Annotated in this window: 21 protein-coding genes; 14 read left to right on the top strand and 7 right to left on the bottom strand. The window is 68.1% G+C overall.

The genetic code is table 11. The features are described 5' to 3' along the window. Nucleotides 1-101: 101 nt before the first annotated feature. The 3 genes from TSO5_RS17650 to TSO5_RS17640 form a co-directional block, all read right to left on the bottom strand. A complete protein-coding gene (locus tag TSO5_RS17650; protein ID WP_109152780.1) occupies nucleotides 102-680 on the bottom strand; it encodes a hypothetical protein in 579 nt (192 codons plus the stop codon). A 115-nt stretch (nucleotides 681-795) separates the two neighbouring features. Beyond that, entirely contained in the window at nucleotides 796-1,026 is a 231-nt protein-coding gene (locus TSO5_RS17645; RefSeq protein WP_109152779.1) for a hypothetical protein, read from the bottom strand. A 146-nt stretch (nucleotides 1,027-1,172) separates the two neighbouring features. Beyond that, nucleotides 1,173-2,183 carry a LysR family transcriptional regulator gene (locus TSO5_RS17640; RefSeq protein WP_109152778.1) on the bottom strand — a complete coding sequence of 337 codons (1,011 nt, stop codon included), beginning with the start codon at nucleotides 2,181-2,183 and terminating at the stop codon, nucleotides 1,173-1,175. A gap of 151 nt (nucleotides 2,184-2,334) precedes the next feature. Here TSO5_RS17640 and TSO5_RS17635 point away from each other — a divergent pair, with 151 nt between their 5' ends. Further along, nucleotides 2,335-3,507 (top strand): mandelate racemase/muconate lactonizing enzyme family protein, encoded by a 1,173-nt coding sequence (locus TSO5_RS17635; protein ID WP_109152777.1) that lies wholly within the window; start codon nucleotides 2,335-2,337, stop codon nucleotides 3,505-3,507. 137 nt (nucleotides 3,508-3,644) lie between these two features. Here TSO5_RS17635 and TSO5_RS17630 read toward each other — a convergent pair whose 3' ends face one another. Next, complete coding sequence (locus tag TSO5_RS17630) at nucleotides 3,645-3,854, bottom strand: hypothetical protein (protein ID WP_247870802.1); 210 nt, start codon at nucleotides 3,852-3,854, stop codon at nucleotides 3,645-3,647. Nucleotides 3,855-4,072: 218 nt separating this feature from the next. Here TSO5_RS17630 and TSO5_RS17625 point away from each other — a divergent pair, with 218 nt between their 5' ends. After that, nucleotides 4,073-4,627: a carbonic anhydrase gene (locus TSO5_RS17625; RefSeq protein WP_109152775.1), complete on the top strand. Its 555-nt coding sequence runs from the start codon at nucleotides 4,073-4,075 to the stop codon at nucleotides 4,625-4,627. 65 nt (nucleotides 4,628-4,692) lie between these two features. Here TSO5_RS17625 and nadC read toward each other — a convergent pair whose 3' ends face one another. Genes nadC through nadA form a run of 3 tightly spaced genes read right to left on the bottom strand, consistent with a single transcriptional unit; the run spans nucleotide 4,693 to nucleotide 8,237 of the window. After that, on the bottom strand, nucleotides 4,693-5,526 hold the full coding sequence (nadC, locus tag TSO5_RS17620) for a carboxylating nicotinate-nucleotide diphosphorylase (RefSeq protein ID WP_109152774.1): 834 nt from the start codon (nucleotides 5,524-5,526) through the stop codon (nucleotides 4,693-4,695). Continuing rightward, a complete protein-coding gene (locus TSO5_RS17615; protein ID WP_109152773.1) occupies nucleotides 5,511-7,172 on the bottom strand; it encodes an L-aspartate oxidase in 1,662 nt (553 codons plus the stop codon). The genes nadC and TSO5_RS17615 overlap by 16 nt, the downstream gene beginning before the upstream one ends. Nucleotides 7,173-7,226: 54 nt before the next feature. Continuing rightward, complete coding sequence (nadA, locus tag TSO5_RS17610) at nucleotides 7,227-8,237, bottom strand: quinolinate synthase NadA (RefSeq protein ID WP_109152772.1); 1,011 nt, start codon at nucleotides 8,235-8,237, stop codon at nucleotides 7,227-7,229. 171 nt (nucleotides 8,238-8,408) lie between these two features. On the opposite strand from nadA, the gene TSO5_RS17605 reads away from it, so the two are divergent. From TSO5_RS17605 to TSO5_RS17550, 12 genes are all read left to right on the top strand, one after another. Then, nucleotides 8,409-8,597: a hypothetical protein gene (locus tag TSO5_RS17605; protein ID WP_109152771.1), complete on the top strand. Its 189-nt coding sequence runs from the start codon at nucleotides 8,409-8,411 to the stop codon at nucleotides 8,595-8,597. Nucleotides 8,598-8,754: 157 nt separating this feature from the next. After that, entirely contained in the window at nucleotides 8,755-9,363 is a 609-nt protein-coding gene (locus TSO5_RS17600; protein ID WP_109152770.1) for a molecular chaperone TorD family protein, read from the top strand. Next, nucleotides 9,360-9,584 carry a hypothetical protein gene (locus TSO5_RS17595; RefSeq protein ID WP_109152769.1) on the top strand — a complete coding sequence of 75 codons (225 nt, stop codon included), beginning with the start codon at nucleotides 9,360-9,362 and terminating at the stop codon, nucleotides 9,582-9,584. The genes TSO5_RS17600 and TSO5_RS17595 overlap by 4 nt, the downstream gene beginning before the upstream one ends. 18 nt (nucleotides 9,585-9,602) lie before the next feature. After that, nucleotides 9,603-12,515 (top strand): formate dehydrogenase subunit alpha, encoded by a 2,913-nt coding sequence (locus TSO5_RS17590; RefSeq protein WP_109152768.1) that lies wholly within the window; start codon nucleotides 9,603-9,605, stop codon nucleotides 12,513-12,515. Nucleotides 12,516-12,535: 20 nt separating this feature from the next. Further along, nucleotides 12,536-13,171, top strand: a complete 636-nt coding sequence (gene fdh3B, locus TSO5_RS17585) for a formate dehydrogenase FDH3 subunit beta (RefSeq protein ID WP_109152767.1) — start codon at nucleotides 12,536-12,538, stop codon at nucleotides 13,169-13,171. Between the two features lie 169 nt (nucleotides 13,172-13,340). Beyond that, the gene (locus TSO5_RS17580; RefSeq protein ID WP_109152766.1) at nucleotides 13,341-14,342 is read left to right on the top strand and encodes a formate dehydrogenase subunit gamma; all 1,002 of its coding nucleotides are present in this window, start codon (nucleotides 13,341-13,343) and stop codon (nucleotides 14,340-14,342) included. Nucleotides 14,343-14,519: 177 nt separating this feature from the next. Next, nucleotides 14,520-16,040, top strand: a complete 1,521-nt coding sequence (adh, locus tag TSO5_RS17575) for an aldehyde dehydrogenase (RefSeq protein ID WP_109152765.1) — start codon at nucleotides 14,520-14,522, stop codon at nucleotides 16,038-16,040. A 94-nt stretch (nucleotides 16,041-16,134) separates the two neighbouring features. After that, nucleotides 16,135-16,530, top strand: coding sequence for a DUF779 domain-containing protein (locus tag TSO5_RS17570; RefSeq protein WP_199230922.1), 396 nt, complete (start codon nucleotides 16,135-16,137; stop codon nucleotides 16,528-16,530). A 183-nt stretch (nucleotides 16,531-16,713) separates the two neighbouring features. Beyond that, entirely contained in the window at nucleotides 16,714-17,874 is a 1,161-nt protein-coding gene (nosP, locus tag TSO5_RS17565; protein WP_247870801.1) for a nitric oxide-sensing protein NosP, read from the top strand. Nucleotides 17,875-17,877: 3 nt separating this feature from the next. Beyond that, the gene (locus TSO5_RS17560; RefSeq protein WP_109152764.1) at nucleotides 17,878-19,707 is read left to right on the top strand and encodes a NahK/ErcS family hybrid sensor histidine kinase/response regulator; all 1,830 of its coding nucleotides are present in this window, start codon (nucleotides 17,878-17,880) and stop codon (nucleotides 19,705-19,707) included. A 57-nt stretch (nucleotides 19,708-19,764) separates the two neighbouring features. Then, complete coding sequence (locus TSO5_RS17555; RefSeq protein ID WP_109152763.1) at nucleotides 19,765-20,484, top strand: Fe-S cluster assembly protein HesB; 720 nt, start codon at nucleotides 19,765-19,767, stop codon at nucleotides 20,482-20,484. A gap of 130 nt (nucleotides 20,485-20,614) precedes the next feature. Then, on the top strand, nucleotides 20,615-20,800 hold the full coding sequence (locus TSO5_RS17550) for a hypothetical protein (protein ID WP_109152762.1): 186 nt from the start codon (nucleotides 20,615-20,617) through the stop codon (nucleotides 20,798-20,800). Nucleotides 20,801-20,839 lie beyond the last annotated feature (39 nt).

The following is a 20,839-nucleotide window of genomic DNA, read 5'->3' as shown; positions in this document are numbered from 1 at the left end:
TGGGGGTGGCCACCCCCAGCAGCTCGATCCGTCGGAGACACTATAAGCCAAACTCAACATACAAGGGATGGGGAGGGGGCGTTGAGCGACAACGTTACCCTTCAAACAGTCACCGAAACCAGTCCGCCCGGCGACCCGCCAGAGCGCCCGCCGGTCGCGGCCGGAGTGAAGCCGCCGGTTGTCGGCGCCGCAGCGCTGCCGGCCCCTGTCGCCGTCCCGCCGCCTGAAGCACTCGCAAAGGATACGCCGATCGACGTGCCGGCCGACCCGGAGCCGCTCGCCGCCGGGGTATAGCCACTGCCCGACGAAGCCCCCGTTCCACCGGTGGAGCCGTCCGCCGATCCGCTCGACCCCGCCTTCGCAGCGGCCGATTTCCGCTCGTCCTCCTGGGCGAGGCGGCTGGCGGTGCGGCGGTATTCCTCCACCACGCGCTGGGAAGGGATCTGGTCCTGGGTTTCGCCGGTGTCAAAATCACGGAAATACAGAACAGCCACCCGCGCGCCCTGGTCGTAGCGCAGGAAGGGGCTGATATAGCCGGGGCCGGAAGCCTTGTCCGTCCCGCCCTCGGCGGTGCTGCCGGTGCCCTCGGCGGGACGTGCTGCGGAAGCGGATCCCGACTCCGTCGGCTGGAAAGCCGTCGGGCGGATTACCGTCGTGCTGGAAACGCCACGGATCTCCATCGGTGCCTCCCGCGCTTCTTGCCCGCTTTCCAGGCGTTGCCGTTGAGACAGCCCCCGGCCGGGTGCCGTCCCGCTTCGTTCTCCCAGCCGTCCCCGCTACATAACCCGATCCGGGTCAGACCGTGATGTTGAGGTTCTGGCCGCGGGTGGGGGTGGTGTTGCCGCCGCTGGAACCGCTCTGGACCGTCTGCGCCTCCTGCTGGCGGCGGGTGCGCTCGGTCTGGTCTTCCTGCGCGGATTCGACGGGGGAGGTGGACCGCTGCGCCGCGGCCGGGCCGCTGCTGAGCGGGGTGACGTAGGGCTGCTGCTGATAGCCGCCGATACCGCCAATGCTGCTGACGCCCATGATCGTTCCTCCGGTCGCTGACGCGACGCTCCCTAAACCAACTAGGCAAATTTTGCCCGATCGGAAGGGTTAGCGCCAGCGAAATCGCGCGCTTGGACAGCCTTTGTTGAGAATGTCAACGATCAAAGTGACTTGCGGTCAAACGGTCACAACTCTTCTTCCGTGACCGACTCCGCTCCGGCAACCGGGATGATGGACTCTGTCGGCGACTCGGCATTGCGCCACAGGGCGGCTTCGACCGCCAGCGTCCAGAAGCTTTCGGCCGCCTTGCTCTGGCGGGCGCGGGGACGGACCAGCCGGATCTGCACCGGAACGATCCAGCGCTCGTCGCCGGCCGGCACCCCGGCGCGAACCAGGGTGCCGCGCGCCAGATCCTCGGCGATCAGACTCTCCGGCAGCCAGGCCACCCCGCGCCCGTCGCGCGCCAGCGTGCGCAGAACTGCCGCGAGGTGGGAGGTGAAGACGGTGTCGAGCGCCGCGGGCAGCGACTGCGCCGCCCGCACCGCCTCCAGGATGCGGCCCATGCCGGATTCGCGGCTGTAGGACAGGTGCGGCAGCGGCGCGCTTTCGCCGCTTTCACTGTTTTCCCTGGCAGCCAGCAGATGGCGCGGCCGGCCGGCCGCATCGGGGGCGGTCACCGCCAGCAGCCGGTCGCCGCCGACGACGACGGAGCGGAAGGACTCCGCATCCAGCCGGCCGGCCGCCGCCGGATGGGCGTGGCAGAGCAGGAACTGCGCCTGTCCGGCCAGCATCAGCCGCTCGCAGGCCTCCATGCTGTCGGACGACAGGGTGATGGCGCCCAGCCTTGCCCGCGCCTCCAGCGCCCGCAGCCAGGAGGGGAAGAAGGTCAGCGACAGTGCATGGGTGGCGGCGAAGCGCAGGGTCGCGGCCTCCGACTGGGCGGCGAGCCGCGCCTCCTCGCGGCCCTGCAGCAGGCGGCGCACGGTCTCGTCGGCGAAGGGGCGGAAGCGGCGCCCGGCCTCCGTCAGCGTCACCGGCTGGGCGCTGCGGTCGAACAGCGGGGTGCCGGCCCAATCCTCCAGCGCGCGGATGCGGCGGCTGAAGGCCGGCTGGGTCAGGTGGCGCGCGTCGGCGGCGCGGGAGAAGTTGCCGCAATCCACCAGCGCCAGGAAATCGTCGAGCCAGGAGAGTTCCATCGCCCAATCTTCGTCACGTCTGCCGTGCCGGCTTTCCGCCGCCTATGCCGAACCCGCATGAAGCGTTCCGACCTTGGCATTGGCCCGGCGGCCCGCACCATCCCTACAGTGCCGTCATCGAACGCGCCACCACGCTGCAAGGGGAACCGCCATGCGCATCGTCGAAATCCGCGAGCAGACCGCCGGCATCAAGTCCGACATCGCCAACGCCTTCATCGACTTCAGCCAGATGACGTGCAGCGTCGTCGCGGTGGTCACCGACGTGGTGCGCGACGGCAAGCCGGTGATCGGCTACGGATTCAATTCCAACGGCCGCTATGCCGCGGGCGGTCTGCTGCGCGAGCGCTTCATTCCCCGGCTGATGTCGGCGGCGCCCGACAGCCTGCTGGACGACAGCGGCGAGAACCTGGACCCGTTCCGCATCTGGGCGCGGCTGATGACCAACGAGAAGCCGGGCGGCCATGGCGAGCGTTCCGTCGCCGTCGGCACCATCGACATGGCGGTGTGGGATGCCGTGGCGAAGATCGCCGGCGTGCCGCTCTACCGCCTGCTCGCCGACCGCTTCCGCGGCGGGGTGGCCGACGACAGCGTCTGGGTCTATGCGGCCGGCGGCTATTACTATCCGGGCAAGGACGTGACGGCCTTGCAGGACGAGATGCGCAGCTACCGCGACCGCGGATACAAGGTCGTGAAGATGAAGATCGGCGGCGCATCGCTGGCGGAGGATCTGCGGCGCATCGACGCGGTGCTGGAGGTGGTCGGGTCGGGCGAGAACTTGTGCGTCGACGCCAACGGCCGCTTCGACCTCGACACCGCCATCAAGTACGCGGAGGCGCTGAAGCCCTATGGCCTGTTCTGGTACGAGGAGGCCGGCGATCCGTTGGACTATGCGCTGCAGGCCGAACTTGCCAACCATTACGACCGCCCGATGGCGACCGGCGAGAACCTGTTCTCCCACCAGGACGCCCGCAATCTGATCCGCCATGGCGGCATGCGGGCCGACCGCGACTGGCTGCAGTTCGACTGCGCGCTGAGCTACGGTCTGGTCGAGTATCTGCGCACGCTGGACATGCTGAAGGACAATGGCTGGTCCAGCCGGCGGGTGGTGCCGCATGGCGGGCACCAGATGTCGCTGAACATCGCCGCCGGCCTGCATTTGGGCGGCAATGAATCCTACCCCGACGTCTTCAAGCCCTTCTGCGGTTTCGCCGACGGTATCGCAGTCGAGGATGGCCGGGTTCGCCTTCCGGACCTGCCGGGCGTCGGCTTCGAAGCGAAGTCGGAACTGTTCGCGACGATGAGCGGGCTGCTGGAAACCCGGTAACGCTGCTCAAGTTCAAGACCGGAACCTGTTCCTTTGGGAGACGGGCCATCAATCTTTGAATCGGCCATTGACCGAGTGCTCTACTGTGTCAATCTGTTGGTGGTCGCAACGTTTCAGAAAGGAGGTGATCCAATGTCTCATGGAGCCAGTCCGGTCGTCGCCGCATTGTTCGGTCTCGCCACTCTCCTGACGGCGGGGATCGCCAACGCGGACTGTTCGTCCAGCCACAGCGCGAGCGCCTCGCCGCCGCCGGCCTCCAGCACCGTCGGATCGGCCGGAACGCCGGCGCCGAGCAGCACGCGCGGCGGGTGACAGCCGAACGCTGACGACCGGGAACATCCATGCATGGAAACGGGCCGCCCCTCACCGGGCGGCCCGTTTTCCTTTCCGTTCGGTAACGGAATGAAATCCGGTTGTAGGTCGATCTATCCGAAAAATACCACAGCGTCTGGATTCATTGCTTTTTCGCACTGTGGAACCCCATGTATTGGAATTTTTAATACTTACCTGCCACCATCGCGCGTGAAACCCCCGATACGGGTTCGGGGCGTGTTGGGAGGGCACAATGGATCATTCGACCGGTCATCACCATGGCTGCTGCCAGGGCGAACACAGCTCGCGCCGCGGGTTCCTGAAGCTGGCGACGCTGGGTGCCGGCGTGACGCTGATGGCGCCGATGATGATGAGCCGCCCGGCCCTGGCCGGCAGCGTCGACACGCTTCTGCTGTCCTGCATGGACTATCGCCTGATGGGCCATGTCGCCAGCTACATGAACGCCCGCAACATGCAGGCGAACTACGACCATGTCATCCTGGCCGGCGCCAGCCTGGGCGCCCTGACCGAGAAGAAGCCCGCCTGGGGCGAGGCCTTCTGGGACCATGTCGCGGTCGCCAAGGAGCTGCACCACATCAAGCGCGTGATCGTCATGGATCACCGCGACTGCGGCGCCTACAAGGTCTTCCTCGGCATGGACCTGTCGCCCGATCCGGCCAAGGAGGCCGAGGTGCATGGCCAGTACCTGACCAAGCTGAAGGCGATGGTCAAGGAACGCCATCCGGACCTTGAGGTCGAACTGCTGCTGATGGGCCTGGACGGCAACGTCGAGAAGCTGGCGGCGTAAGCCGGTTCAGAAAAAAGCCCCTTCTTCCTTTCAATGGAAGAAGGGGCTTTTTGATTCCTGCACCGTCACATATCCAGCCCCAGATCCAAATTCGGGGCGCTGTGGGTTAGCCAGCCGCAGCTGATCATGTCGACGCCGGTCTCCGCGATGGCGCGGACGGTGGCGAGCGTGACGTTGCCCGACGCCTCGGTCAGCAGGCGGCCGTCGACCATCCGCACGGCGCGGCGCAGCGTGTCCGGGTCCATGTTGTCGAGCAGCACGACATCGACCGGCAGGCCCAGCAGCTCGTCCAACTGGTCGAGCGTGTCGACCTCCACCTCCACCTTCACCATGTGGCCGATGGCGGCGCGGACGCGCTCCACCGCCGGGCGCACGCCGCCGGCGACCGCGATGTGGTTGTCCTTGATGAGGACGGCGTCATCCAGCCCGAAGCGGTGGTTGAAGCCGCCGCCCAGCTTCACCGCATGCTTTTCCAGAACGCGCAAGCCCGGGGTGGTCTTGCGGGTGCAGACGATGCGGGCCTTGGTGCCGTCAACCTCGCGCACCAGGGCGCGGGTGGCGGTGGCGATGCCGGACAGCCGGCCCATCAGGTTCAGCGCCGTGCGCTCCGCCGTCAGCAGGGCGCGTGCCTTGCCGGTCAGGGTGGCGATGGTGCCGCCGGGCGCCACGTCGTCGCCGTCGGCGCGCTCCACCGTCACCGACATGCCGGGGTCGAGCAGGCGGAAGGCGATCAGCGCCGCGTCCAGACCGGCGACGCGGCCATCCTTGCGGGCGGCGATGCGGGCGGTCGCCACCGCGTCGGCCGGGATGATGCTGTCGGTGGTGATGTCGCCGGCCCGACTCAGATCCTCCACCAGGGCGGCGCGGACGATGGGCTCGACGGTCAGAGGATGCAGCATGCGGCGTCTCCGGACAGGGGACCGGCGGTGCCGGCCAGATCGCTGAGGGTCAGGGTGCGGGTGCCAGCCCCATCACCATGGGCGGGGTTGGGGAGTGGATGGTCGCTGCGGCAATGGGCGCCGCGGCTTTCCTCCCGCGCCAGCGCGGCATGGACGACCAGCCGGCCGACCAGCAGCCGGTTGCGCGCCTCGCCCCACTGGCGGACGATTTCCGGCGGGGCTTTGGCGTCTCCGTGGGCGTCATCCTCTTCGCAGCGGAGCATGTCCAGGGCCGCCGCCAGCCGGTCGAGCTTGCGCCGGGCGGCCAGCAGCCCCAGGCCGTCGCGCACCAGCCCGGCGCCGTCATAAAGCGCGCTGCGCGCCTCCGCCCCGATAGCGTCGAGCAGGATATAGCTGACATCGGCGGCGACCGCCGGCGGACGGGGCAGGGCGAAGGGCGGCAGCGGCGCCAGGGGGCGCTCCGCCACGTCGCGGGCGACGCGGGCGCCGAACACCAGCGCCTCCAGCAGCGAGTTGCTCGCCAGCCGGTTGGCTCCGTGGACGCCGGTGCAGGCGACCTCGCCGCAGGCCCACAGCCCCTCCAGGCTGGTGCGCCCGTCGGCGTCGGTGACCACCCCGCCCATGTGGTAGTGGGCGGCGGGCGCCACCGGCATCGGCTCGGCGAAGGGATCCAGCCCATGCTCGGCGCAGAGAGCCAGCACGGTGGGGAAGCCGTCGGGCTTGGCGGCCAGCGCCGGGCGCAAATCGAGGAACACAGGCTCTCCCGCCGCGACGCGCCGGCCGATGGCGCGGGCGACGATGTCACGCGGCGCCAGTTCGGCCAGCGGATGCTCGTCGGGCATGAAGCGGTGGCCGGCGTGATCGAGCAGGATGGCGCCGGCTCCGCGCAGCGCTTCGGTCAGCAGCGGCACCGGGTCGGCATCGACGGCGAGCGCCGTGGGGTGGAACTGCACGAACTCCAGATCGGCCAGCCGGGCGCCGGCTCTTGCGGCGATGGCGAGGCCGTCGCCGGTGGCCTCCGCCGGGTTGGTGGTGCGGGCGAAGGTGGCGCCGATGCCGCCGGTCGCCAGGATCACGCGCGGGGCGCGGTGCAGAACCCAACCCTCCGGGTGGCAGGCCAGCAGACCGCAGACCCGGCCGTTGCGGAGAACGAGATCGACGGCGAAGGCATCGGTCTCCACCCGGACCGAGGGGGTGGCGCGCAGGCGCTCGGCCAGGGCGGTGACCAGGGTGCGGCCGGTGGCGTCGCCTCCGGCATGGACGATGCGCGCCGCGCCATGGGCGGCTTCCCGGCCCAGCAAAGGCGAGCCGTCGGGCGCGCGGTCGAAGGGCAGGCCGTCATCGAGCAGCCGGCGGACCAGGGCGGCGCCGTCGCGGGTCAGCAGGGCCGCCATCGCCGCGTCGACCAGCCCGGCCCCGGCGGCGACGGTGTCGGCGGCATGGTCCTCCGGCCGGTCGTCGGGACCGACTGCGGCGGCGATGCCGCCCTGGGCATAGAGGCTGGAGCCGCCGGGCAGGCCGGCGGTCTTGGTGATGAGGGTGACCGCGCGCGGGGCGAGTTGCAGGGCGGCGGTCATCCCGGCAAGGCCGGAACCGACGACGATCACCTCGGCATCGCGGACATCGTAAGGCATGCTGGAGATCATGGGGGGACTCCTGACTCTCCCTCTCCCGCCCCGGGAGAGGGCTTTTCTACGCACTCACTTCGGCTTCACCGCCAGCATGCGCTCCACGGAGCGGCGGGCGCGGGCGGCCAGCGCGTCCGGGATCTCGACGCGTGGTTCCAGGGTCTGCAGCGACTCCAGGATGCCCGACAGCGTCACCGTCTTCATGTGCGGGCAGAGGTTGCAGGGCCGCACGAACTCCGTTTCCGGCGAGGCGGCGGCGACGTTGTCGCTCATCGAGCATTCGGTGACCATCAGCACCCGCGGCGGCTTCTCCGTGCCGACGAAATCGATCATCCGGGCGGTGGAGCCGACGAAATCGGCCGCCTCCAGCACGTCGGGCGGGCATTCGGGGTGGGCGATCACGGTCAGCCGGTCGAAACGGCGGCGGAACTCCTCGATCTCGGCGCCGGTGAAGCGCTCATGCACCTCGCAATGACCCTTCCAGGCGATGATCTCGACCTTGGTCTGGGTGGCAACGTATTTCGCCAGATACTCGTCGGGCAGGAAGATCACCCGGTCGACGCCCAGCGATTCCACCACCTCCACCGCGTTTCCGGAGGTGCAGCAGATGTCGACCTCCGCCTTCACCTCGGCGGAGGTGTTGACATAGGCGACCACCGGCACGCCGGGATGCGCCTCGCGCAGGAGCCGGACGTCGGCGGCGGTGATGCTGTCGGCCAGCGAGCAGCCGGCGTTGCGGCTGGGGATCAGCACCGTCTTGGCCGGGTTCAGCAGCTTCGCCGTCTCCGCCATGAAATGCACGCCGGCCAGCACAATCACGTCGGCGTCGGTCTGCGTCGCCTTGGCGGCCAGCGCAAGGCTGTCGCCGACGATGTCGGCCACGCCGTGGAAGATCTCCGGCGTCTGGTAGTTGTGGGCCAGGATGACGGCGTTGCGCTCGCGCTTCAGCTCGTTGATGGCGTGGACCAGCGGCGCGTGGAAGGGCCATTCGATGGCCGGCACGACGCGCTTCATCCGGTCATAGATTGGTGCGGTCGCCGCGGCGACGGCGGGGGTGTAGGCGAGTTCGGCGACCTCGGGCATCGGTGTGCTCCGCTCTATGCTCGTTCTGAGCAAAACCATATGTGCTCGATTAGAGCATATCAAGCGGAAAAGATCGGATGGAAACAATCCGGCTTGGGCAGCGTTGTGCGTGGCGTGGGCGGAGCCGGCAGCGCGGCTTCGTTCCGGTCAGCGCTGTCCGGAGTTCAGCCGATGAAAGCCTTTCTTGCCGCGCTCGTCGCCATCCTCGTCCTGGCGGGTGGCGCCTGGGCGATCCTGCCGAGCCTGTTCGCCCGCAGCGCCGACGAGACCTTCGCATCGGTGGGCGCACGGGTGGGGGAGGAGGCGTCGGTCGAGCACCGCAACTTTTCCGGCCGCCCGCAGGCCGACCGTAAGGAGTGATCCTTCCGCCGGAAAAAAGGGATGACCCCGGCGGGATAGCCCCGACCGGGTAAGGCAACCTTTGGTCCTGCCGGGCGTTGTCCATGTTCGGGCCAGTCATGGCTTTCGACCGGTCATGGCTTTTGAAGAGAGTTACGGAGCGGCTTGCGGGAGTGTGATGACGGTTCATGATCCGGAAAGCGGCGCGGATGGTTTGCGCGCCGACGTCTACCGGCTGCTGGTGCTGACGCTGTCGGCCCCGCCGGGCGCCGACCTGCTGGCGCTGCTGGGCGGCCTTGCCGGCGATGCGACGCCGATCGGCCGCGCCTTTGACGATCTGGCCGCCCGCGCCCGCGCCACCGATCCCCAAGCGGCGGAGCGCGAGTTCAACGCGCTGTTCATCGGCGTCGTCCAGGGCGAGCTGGTCCCCTACGCCTCCTATTACCGCACGGGCTTCCTGACCGACCGGCCGCTGTCAGCCCTGCGCGCCGACCTGCAGGCGCTGGGGCTGGAGCGCGCGCCCGACGTGGCGGAGCCGGAGGACCACATCGCCGCGCTCTGCGACGTGATGGCGGTGCTGATCCGCGAGGGGGCCGACCCGGCGGTGCAGCGCCACATGCTGGACAGCCATCTGCTGCCCTGGGCCGACCGCTTCTTCGGCGATCTGGAAGGGGCGGAGGCGGCCGGCCTCTACCGCCCGGTCGGCACCATCGGCCGCCTGTTCCTGGAGATCGAACAGGAAGCACTCAACCGACAGACCGACCAGTTGGAGGAGGCCGACGCATGAAGACGCCGCCAGAACCCTCACGTAATTCCGCGCCGCGCAATCCCCTGCAACGCCGCGACATCCTGAAGACGCTGGGTCTCGGCGCGGCAGGTGCCGCCGCGGCGGCCGTGCTGCCGGCGGGGGGCGAGGCGCAGGCGATGGAATCGCCGCAGGAGCAGGTGAAGACCCGCTACCGCGAAACCGAACACGTCAAGCGCTTCTACGCGCTGAACCGCCTGTAGGCGATCCGGAGGGTGTCCATGCTGGTCAAACGCAGCTCGGCGAAAACGACAGGCAACAAGCGCTCCGGTCTGGTCGCCGCGCTGGCCGACAGTCTGGAGTCGGGCGTCAGCCGCCGCGGCTTCCTGCGCCGCTCCGGCCTTGCCGCGGGCGGCATCGCCGCCGTCGGGGCGCTGCCGGGCGCGATGATCCGCAAGGCGGAGGCCGGTCCCATCCTGCCGAATGTCGAGGTGGTGACGCGCAAGAATGTCTGCACCCACTGCTCGGTCGGCTGCACCGTGATCGCGGAGGTGCAGAACGGCGTCTGGGTCGGGCAGGAGCCGGGCTGGGAAAGCCCGATCAACCAGGGCACCCACTGCGCCAAGGGCGCGTCGGTGCGCGAACTGACCAAGGGCACCCGCCGGGTCAAATACCCGCTGAAGCTGGTCGACGGCGTGTGGCAGCGGATCACCTGGGACCAGGCGATCGAGGAGATCGGCAACCAGCTGATGGAGATTCGGCAGGCGTCGGGGCCGGACGCGGTGTTCTGGCTCGGCTCGGCGAAGTTCTCCAACGAGGGCGCCTATCTCTACCGCAAGCTGGCGGCCTTCTGGGGCACCAACAACGTCGACCATCAGGCGCGCATCTGCCATTCCACCACGGTCGCCGGCGTGGCGAACACGTGGGGCTACGGCGCCATGACCAACAGCTACAACGACATCCAGAACTCCAAGGCGCTGGTGATCGTCGGCGGCAACCCGGCGGAGGCGCACCCGGTGTCGATGCAGCACATGCTGCGCGGCAAGGAGCACAACCGCGCCCCCTTCATCGTCATCGACCCGCGCTTCACCCGCACCGCCGCCCACGCCACCGAATATGTCCGCATCCGTCCCGGCACCGACATACCGATCGCCTGGGGCCTGCTGTGGCACATCTTCGAGAATGGCTGGGAGGACAAGGAGTATATCCGCCAGCGCGTCTACGGCATGGACGAGGTCCGCGCCGAGGTGAAGAAATGGACGCCGGAGGAGGTGGAGCGGGTGACCGGCGTCCCCGGTCCCCAACTGCGCCGGGTGGCGGAGGCGCTGGCGAAGAACAAGCCCAGCACGGTGATCTGGTGCATGGGCGTCACCCAGCACACGGTCGGCACCGCGAACGTCCGCGCGCTGTCGATCCTGCAGCTGGCGCTGGGCAACATCGGCGTGGCCGGTGGCGGCGCCAACATCTATCGCGGCCACTGCAACGTGCAGGGCGCCACCGACTTCGGCCTCGACGTCAGCACGCTGCCCTCCTATTACGGGCTGGCAGAAGGGGCGTGGAAGCATTTCTCCCGCGCCTGGGACGTCGAATACGACTTTATGAAGAGCCGGTTCGCCTCCAAGGAACTGATGGAGGCCAAGGGCATCCCGACCACGCGCTGGTTCGACGCGGTGCTGGCCAAGCCGGGCGAGATCGACCAGCCCAGCCCCTTGCGCGCCATGATGTGCTTCGGCCATGGCGGCAACACCGTCACCCGCATGCCGGACATGGTGAAGGGGCTGGAGAAGCTGAGCCTGCTGGTCATCGCCGACCCGCACCCGACCACCTTCGCCGCGATTAAGGAACGGCGCAACGGCACCTACATCCTGCCGGCCTGCAGCCAGTTCGAGACCGACGGGTCGCGCACCTGCTCCAACCGCTCGATGCAGTGGGGGGAGAAGGTGGTGGAGCCGATCTTCGAATCGAAGGACGACTACACCATCATGTACCTGCTGGCGCGCAAGCTGGGCTTCGCCGACGAGATGTTCAAGCACATCACGGTGGAGAACACCCGGCCGGTGCCGGAGGACATCCTGCGCGAGATGAACCGCAGCTGCCTGTCCATCGGCGCCACCGGCCAGTCGCCGGAACGGCTGAAGATGCACATGAAGCATCAGGCCGATTTCGACAAGATCACCATGCGGGCCTCCTCCGGCCCCTGCGCCGGCGATTACTACGGCTTGCCCTGGCCGGTCTGGGGCCATCCGGAGATCAAGCATCCGGGATCGGCGGTGCTCTACGACACCTCCAAGCATGTGATGGACGGCGGCGGCGTCTTCCGCGCCCGCTTTGGGGTGGAGCGCAACGGCGTCTCGCTGCTGGCCGACGGCTCCTATTCGAAGGGATCGGAGATCGAGGACGGCTATCCCGAATTCACCATGGCCGTGCTGAAGAAGCTGGGCTGGGACAAGGATCTGACGCCCGATGAGATGCGCGTCATCCAGGCCATCGGCGGCGGCGGGGCCGAGGTGGACAATGTCAGCTGGCAGACCGACCTGTCGATGGGCATCATCCGCGTGGCGCTGAAGCATGGCTGCGTGCCGCACGGCAACGCCAAGGCGCGCGCCGTTGCCTGGAACCTGCCCGACCCGGTGCCGATCCACCGCGAGCCGATCTATTCCCCGCGCCCCGATCTGGTGAAGGCCTTCCCGGCCATCGAGGACCGGCGCGACTTCCGTCTGGTCCAGCTTGCCCGCTCGCTTCAGTTCAAGGTGGCGGACAGCGACCTGCGCCAGCGCTTCCCGATGATCCTGACCTCCGGCCGGCTGGTCGAGTATGAGGGCGGCGGCGAGGAAACCCGGTCCAACCCCTGGCTGGCCGAGCTGCAGCAGTCGATGTTCGCGGAGATCAACACCAAGGACGCCGAAGGGCTGGGCATCCGGGACGGCGCCTGGGTGTGGATCCATGGGCCGGAGGACGGCAGCAAGGCCAAGGTCAAGGCGCTGGTCACCGACCGCGTCGGCAGCGGCACCGTGTTCCTGCCCTTCCACTTCTCCGGTTTCTGGCGCGGCGACAGTTTGCGCGGCAACTACCCGCCCAACACCGACCCGATCGTGCTGGGCGAGCCGGCCAACGGGGTGACGACCTACGGCTACGACCCCGTCACCTTCATGCAGGAAACCAAGGTCACCCTCTGCCGGGTCGAGCCGGCATGACGTGCAGGAGCTGATGAGACATGGCCCGGATGAAGTTCCTGTGCGATTCGGAACGCTGCATCGAATGCAACGCCTGCGTCACCGCCTGCAAGAACGAGCATGAGGTGCCGTGGGGCATCAACCGCCGCCGGCTGGTCACGCTGAACGACGGCAAGCCGGGCGAGCGGTCGATCTCCATGGCCTGCATGCATTGCAACGACCCACCCTGCGCCGCGGTGTGCCCGGTCGACTGCTTCCTGCAGACCGAAGACGGGGTGGTGCTGCACAGCAAGGATCTGTGCATCGGCTGCGGCTACTGCTTCTACGCCTGCCCGTTCGGCGCGCCGCAATACCCGCGCACCACCGATTTCGGCAGCCGCGGCAAGATGGACAAGTGCACCTTCTGCGCCGGCGGCCCCGAACCGGACGGCAGCGTCGAGGAGTACCAGAAATACGGCGCCAACCGGCTGGCCGAGGGCAAGCTGCCGCTCTGCGCGGAGATGTGCTCCACCCGCGCGCTGATGGCCGGCGACGGCGCGATCCTGGCCGACATCTATCAGGAACGGTCGGTGCGCCGTGGCTATGGCTCCGGTGCGCCGGGCTGGTCCACCGCCTACGGCCGCAACGACCGCGGCTCCCCCTTCGCGCCCGGCGGGCCGAGCACGGGAGGGGCGTGAGGAGTTCTGAGCGAGTGCGACGTTAGACCCCCACCTAACCTCCCCCGCTCTCGCGGGGGAGGGACTGCCGCCACTCTCCCGCACAAGCACTTGCTCCCTCCCCCGCGAGAGCGGGGGAGGGTTGGGGTGGGGGCAAGTAAGGCGCCAATTCGTCAATTGGGAGACCACCATGCGCCCCCTGCACGCCCTGCTGCTGATCGCCCTGTTGGCCGTTGCTGGTCTGGCCGCTCCGACTTTCGCACAAGCGCAGCTCTATCAGGCGCCCGGCCCCAACTCGCCGACCACGAAGGAGCAGGTGCCGCTCTACGTCCCGCAGGACGACAAGGTCGTCGGCCGCGTCAGCATTCCGGACGAGAAGCTGGCGGTGCTGGTCCAGCCGGAAGGGCGGGAGTGGCGGGAATGGCGCACCCACACGCTGCGCCTGGCCATCGGCGGGCTGGCGATCGGCATGACGGTGGTGCTGGCGATCTTCTTCCTTTATCGCGGCACCATCCGCATCCATGGCGGCAAGGCGGGGCGGCTGGTGCTGCGCTTCAACGGACTGGACCGCTTCGCCCATTGGACGACGGCGGGCAGCTTCCTGACGATGGCGCTGACCGGCGTGATCCTGACCTTCGGCCGGCCGCTGCTGATCCCGCTGATCGGCCATCAGGCCTTCACGCCGCTGGCGGAATATTCCAAGTCGATCCACAACTTCGTCAGCGTGCCCTTCGTCGTCGGGCTGCTGATGATCGTCGCGCTTTGGCTGCGCGACAATATTCCGGAGAAAGCCGACTGGCTTTGGATCAAGACGGCCGGCGGGCTCTTCTCCAAGGCCGGCGGCCACCATCCGGAGGCCGGGCGCTTCAACGCCGGGCAGAAGCTGGTGTTCTGGAGCATCGTGCTGGGCGGCTCGGGCATGGCGGCCACCGGCTACCTGCTGATGGTGCCCTTCGCCGTCACCGGGATCGGCGGGATGCAGACCATCCACGTCATCCACGGGCTGCTGGCGGCGGCGCTGATCGCCGCGGTGATCGGTCACATCTACATCGGCACCATCGGCATGGAGGGCGCCTTCGACGCCATGGGCTCCGGCGACGTCGACGAGAACTGGGCGATGGAGCATCACCGCCGCTGGTATCAGGAGCAACTGCGCAAGGGCTATGTCGAAGTGCGCCAGCCGGCGGAGTGAGCGGTTTCGCGCCGCTCATTGGGTGGCCCATTGGGTGGTGGGCGAACAATCCCACCCCCGCACCGTCTCCTTCCATAGTACAATTTACCCTCGACCTCTCAGAGTGGCTGAATGGCCCCGACAAACGCGTTGGACCGGAGACCTGACCGGTTCACCACACTGAGAGGAACGGCCCAAATGCTCCACCAGGCTCTCGAAACGCTCCAGAAGCAGATCGCGCTCCGCCCCCGCTACGACAACTTTATCGGCGGCCAGTGGGTGGCGCCGGTGGACGGCCAATACTTCACCAACCTGACCCCGATTACCGGCAAGCCGCTGTGCGAGGTCGCCCGTTCCCAGGCCGCCGACGTGGAGCTGGCGCTGGACGCCGCCCACAAGGCGAAGGACGCCTGGGGCCGCACCTCGCCGACCGAGCGCTCGAACATCCTGCTGAAGATCGCCGACCGCATGGAAGAGCGGCTGGAGATCATCGCGCTGGCCGAGACGCTGGACAACGGCAAGCCGATCCGCGAGACCCGCGCCGCCGACGTTCCGCTCGCCATCGACCATTTCCGCTACTATGCCGGCTGCATCCGCGCCCAGGAAGGCTCGATCGCCGAGATCGACCACACCACCTACGCCTATCACTTCCATGAGCCGCTGGGCGTCGTCGGCCAGATCATTCCCTGGAACTTCCCGCTGCTGATGGCCGCCTGGAAGCTGGCCCCGGCGCTGGCCGCCGGCAACTGCATCGTGCTGAAGCCGGCCGAGCAGACCCCGATGGCGATCATGGTCCTGATGGAGATGATCGGCGATCTGCTGCCGCCGGGCGTCATCAACGTCGTCAACGGCTTCGGCATCGAGGCCGGCAAGCCGCTCGCCACCAACAAGCGCATCTCCAAGATCGCCTTCACCGGCGAGACCTCGACCGGCCGCCTGATCCTGCAGTACGCGTCGGAGAACATCATCCCGTCGACCGTCGAGCTGGGCGGCAAGTCGCCGAACATCTTCTTCGAAGACGTGATGGCGTCCGACGACGAGTTCCTGGACAAGGCGCTGGAAGGCTTCGCGATGTTCGCGCTGAACCAGGGCGAGGTCTGCACCTGCCCGAGCCGCGTCCTGATCCAGAAGTCGATCTACGACCGCTTCATCAAGCTGGCGGTCGAGCGCGTCAACAAGATCGCCCAGGGCCATCCGCTGGACGGCGGCACCATGATCGGCGCCCAGGCGTCGCAAGAGCAGATGGAGAAGATCCTCTCCTACATCGAGATCGGCAAGGCCGAGGGTGCGAAGGTTCTGGCCGGCGGCGGCCGTGCCCATCTGGGCGGCGAGCTGGAGGGCGGCTACTATGTCCAGCCGACCATCCTGGAAGGCCACAACAAGATGCGCATCTTCCAGGAGGAGATCTTCGGCCCGGTCGTCGCCGTGACGACTTTCGAGACCGAGGAAGAGGCGCTGGCCATCGCCAACGACAGCGAGTTCGGCCTGGGCGCCGGCGTCTGGACCCGTGACGGCAACCGCGCCTTCCGCATTGGCCGCGGCATTCAGGCTGGCCGCGTGTGGACCAACTGCTACCACCTGTACCCGGCGCACGCCGCCTTCGGTGGTTACAAGAAGTCCGGCATCGGCCGCGAGACGCACAAGATGATGCTCGACCACTACCAGCAGACTAAGAACCTGCTGGTCAGCTACAGCCCGAAAGCGCTCGGCTTCTTCTGAGCCCTGCTCCTCCCTATCGGGCAAACCTGGGCCGGGGGCGCGTCCCCCGGCCTTTTTTCTTTCCAAGCGTGGTTTCGTGATAAGGGAACGTTCCATGCCGACAGCCCCCGTCCTGACCGAACGCGTCACCGCCACCCCCGAAGCCATCGCCCTGCTGGACCGCCTTGCCGCGAAGCACGGGCCGCTGATGCTGCATCTGTCGGGCGGCTGCTGCGACGGGTCGGCGCCGCTCTGCCTGCCGAAGGGGGAGTTCCGGCTGGGCGGGCGCGACATCTGCATCGGCAAGATTGGCGACACGCCTTTCTGCATGTCCGACGACACTTTCCAATGGTGGCGCAACACCCAGGTCATCCTGGACGTTATCCAGGCGCGCGGCGGCGGCTTTTCGATCGAGGCGCCGGACGGTGTCCGCTTCACCGCCAGGGCCCGCCTGTTCACCGACGAGGAATTGGCCGGCTTGCCCGATCCGCAGCCGGCAGAGAGTATCTAGGCCGAGCATCTTCAGGAGCCGCCCCGCATCATGTCCTCCTTCACCGGTCCGCGGATTGGTCTTGCCCGCCGCCATCCCTGGAGTACCCTTGCCGGATCGCATCCGCGCACGGAGAGGGAGGCGCAGGCGGCATCGATGTCCACACGGGAGATCTCCGCAGACGGTCCCTCCGCAGACGGCCCGGTGAAACCCGCGTCCGGCGATGGCATGCCGCGCGCCGTCACCCATGCCGAACGTCTCGACGAGGCGGCGAGGGAACTGCGCGCCGGGCTGGGCGAGGTGCCGCTGGAGCTGGTGGTGGTGTTCTGCGCCCCCAGCTATGACCGCGACGCCCTGGCCGATGCCCTGGCGCGGGAGTTCGGCATGGTGCCGGTCATCGGCTGCACCACGGCGGGGGAGATCGGTCCTGGCGGCTACACCACCAACGCACTGGTGGCGGTCGGCTTCCCGAGCGAGGATTTCTGCGTCGTCACCGCGCTGGTCGATCATGTCGACCGTTTCGAGATCGCCGACAGCACCGCCATCGCGCGCTCGCTGCTGTCGCGCCGCGATCGGGCGATGGCGAGCCGGCCGGTGCCGTTGGGCGAGGATGCCCGCAGCTTCGCCATGCTGCTGATCGACGGCCTGTCGATGAGCGAGGAGACGGTGGTCAGCGCGCTGCACAACGCGCTGATCGACATCCCGCTGTTCGGCGCCTCGGCCGGCGACGACCTGCATTTCGAACGCACCTTCGTCCTGCACGAGGGCGCCTTCCACCCCAATGCCGCGGTGGTGGCGCTGTTCACCACCAACCGGCCCTTCACCGTCTTCCGCACCCAGCATTTCGTCAGCTCCGACCGCAAGATGGTGGTGACCGGCGCCGACCCGCAGCACCGCATCGTCCATGAGATCAATGCCGAGCCGGCCGGCCGCGAATACGCCCGGCTGGTCGGGCTGGAGGGCGAGCCGCTGACCCCGATGATCTTCGCCGCCCATCCGGTCGTCGTGCGGGTCGGCGGCCAGTACCATGTCCGCTCCATCCAGAAGGTGAACGACGACGAGAGCCTGACCTTCTTCTGCGCCATCGACGAGGGCATCGTCCTGACGGTGGCGGAGGGGGTCGATCCGGTCTCCAACTTCGACGGGCTGATCGCGGGCATCGAGGCGGAGGTCGGCGCCCCCGACCTGATCCTCGGCTGCGACTGCATCCTGCGCCGGCTGGAGATGGAGCAGCGGCAATTGAACGCCGTCATGGCGGAACGGCTGGCGCGCAACCGGGTTGTCGGATTCTGCGCCTACGGCGAACAGGTGAACGGCATGCACGTCAACCAGACCTTCACGGGCGTCGCCATCGGAGGGCGCTAAGCCATGGCCGGCATCCCCACCCGCAACTGGACGCTCGACCCCGCCGACCGCATCGCCGGGCTGGAGCGCGAGAACGCCAAGCTCCAGCGCATCAACAAGGTGCTGATGGACCGCGTCGAGCGGTCGATGGATTTCCAGGGCGGCGCCTTCTCGCTGTTCCAGACCGCCATCGTGCTGGAGCAGAAGATCCGCGAACGCACGCTGGAGCTGGAACGCGCCCTGCACAAGCTGGAGGACAGCAACCGCGACCTCGCCCGCGCCAAGGAACTGGCGGACACCATGCGCACCCGCCTGTTCGAGGCGATCGAGTCGGTGAACGAGGGCTTCGCCCTGTTCGACTCGTCCGACCGGCTGGTGCTGTGCAATCGGAAATACCTGTCCTACTGGCCGTCGGTGGCGGGCCGCATCCAGGCCGGCATCCGCTTCAACGATCTGGTGGCGATGGTCGCCGCCGCCGGCGCGGTCAGCGAACCGCCGCCCGACGTTTGGCTGCGCGAGCGGATGGAGCACCGCCACGACCTGAAGGGCGTGTTTCTCAATCGCCTGTCCGACGGCCGCTGGATCCAGGTGAACGAGCGGCGCACCCGCGACGGCGGCATCGTCGGCGTCTACACCGACATCACCGTCATCAAGCATGAGGAGGAGCGGCGGCGCGAATCCGAGCAGGCGGAGAAATCCGCGCTGATGACGCTGAACGACCAGCTTCAGCAGGCGAAATCCCAGGCCGATCAGGCCAACCTGTCCAAGACCCGCTTCATCGCCGCCGCCAGCCACGACCTGTTGCAGCCCCTGAACGCCGCCCGCCTGTTCGTCTCGGCCCTGGCCGACCTGGAGCAGCCGGCCGCCAATGCGGAGTTGGTGGACAACATCGACCTGGCACTGGCGTCGGTGGAGGATCTGCTGTCGGCGCTGCTCGACATCTCCAAGCTCGATGCCGGGGCGGTGACGCCGGAGGTCACGGACTTCCCGCTGCGCGGCATCCTGGCGCCGCTCGCCACCGAATATGCCGCGGTGGCGGCGGAGCGCGGCATCGATTTGAAGGTGGTGGGATCCGGTGCGGTGGTGCGCAGCGACATGCGGCTGCTGCGCCGGATCGTGCAGAATTTCCTGTCCAACGCGCTGCGCTATGTCCAGGGCGGCCGGGTGGTGGTCGGCTGCCGCCGGACCGGCGACGGCATCCGCATCGAGGTGTGGGACAACGGCCCCGGCATCCCGCGCGACAAGATCACCGAGATCTTCCAGGAGTTCCGCCGCCTCGACACCCCCGTCACCAAGGGGCGCGACCGCGGCATGGGGCTTGGCCTTGCCATCGTCGACCGCGTCGCCCGCATGCTGGGCCACCCCATCACCGTGCGGTCGGAGCCGGGCCGTGGCTCGGTCTTCGCCGTCACCGTGCCGCGCGGGACGGAGCGGCGCGCCGTACGTCCGGCCAGCGTCGCCGCCCGGCCGATGACCAACCGGCTGGCCGGCACCTCTGTGCTGGTGCTGGACAACGAGCCGGCGGTGGTGGCGGGGATGGAGGCGCTGCTGCGCGGCTGGGCCTGCGACGTGGTGTCGGCCACCAACGGCGACGAGGCGCTGGCCCTGCTGTCCGGCATGCCGCAGCCGCCGGATCTGCTGATCGCCGACTATCACCTCGACGACGGGGCGCTGGGCGTCAACGAGGTTGCGCGGCTGCGCGCCGCCTGCGGCCGAATCCTGCCCGCCGTGATCGTCACCGCCAACCGCACGCCCGAACTGGCGGACGAGGCCAAGGCGGCCGGCTGTCTGGTGCTGAACAAGCCGGTGAAACCGGCGCAACTGCGCGCGGTGATGTCCGGGCTGGTGGGCTGAGTCGAGACGTGATGATTTACCGGTAACGCCTTACCGGTTCGGCTGTTGTCGGTTCTTATGACCGACCCGGCTGCGTTGCGCGACAAGGCGCTCGAAATCCACCGGCTGCTGTGCACCGTCTACGGCTGCCCGGTCGCCTATTTCCACAGCCTCGACCCGCTGAGCGAGCTGGTGTCGTCGCTGCTGTCGCACCGCACCCGCAACGCCGCCTCCGGCGCCGCCTTCAAGGCGCTGCGGCGGCGCTGGCCCGACTGGGAGTCGGTGCGCGACGCACCGGTCGCGGAGGTGGAGGCGACCATCGCCGGCGTCACCTGGCCGGAACAGAAGGCCCCGCGCATCCAGGCCATCCTGCACCGCATCACCGAACGGGTCGGCAGCCTATCGCTCGACCTGCTGTCCGGCATGCTGGTGCCCGACGCCCGCGCATGGCTGGAGGAGTTGCCGGGAGTGGGTCCGAAGACCAGCGCGGCGGTGCTCAGCTTCTCCACCTTGCGGCAGGCGGCGCTGCCGGTGGACAGCCATCACCACCGCGTCGCCGTCCGCACCGGCCTGATCCCCGCCAACGTCGCCGTCGGTCCGTCGCATGCGGTACTGTCGGCGCAATTGCCGGAGGATTGGGACGCCCAGCAGGTCTACGACAACCACGAGGTCATGATGCTGCACGGCCAGCGCTGCTGCTACTATCAGGCGCCGGCCTGTGACCGTTGCGTGCTGCTGCGCCTGTGCCCGACGGGCCAAGCTCTGCGCCCGCCGGAGGATGAGCGGGAGAGGGCTTAACTCATGCGTTTTGTGCATTGCAACACGCAGCCATTCCCAGAATGCAGGGCCGTTCACCGGCAGCTGAGCGCATATAAGATTGTGAGAGCGACGAAGACGCCGCTCCGATCTTCATAAGACGAGGCCTGAGGTGATACACAAGATTCTGGACGCGATCGATGCCATCGTCGCGGAAAAACGTCAGAACGGTCAGCTCGAGGATTGGCTCAAGAGCGGTGCTGCCCGGCGTTTCTGCGAGAAGATTTCGTCCGAGCGCAAGCACTATTATCCAGCATTGCTTCTCTACTTGGAGCGCAATGGCGGGCAGCATGTCTGACCAGTACAGGTAACGGGAACGGGCCGCGGAATTTCGCGG

The sequence above is a fragment of the Azospirillum sp. TSO5 genome (assembly GCF_003116065.1).
GTDB lineage: Bacteria > Pseudomonadota > Alphaproteobacteria > Azospirillales > Azospirillaceae > Azospirillum.
Note: the sequence above shows the minus strand (reverse complement) of the source record. Positions and strands in the feature narration are given on the sequence as shown.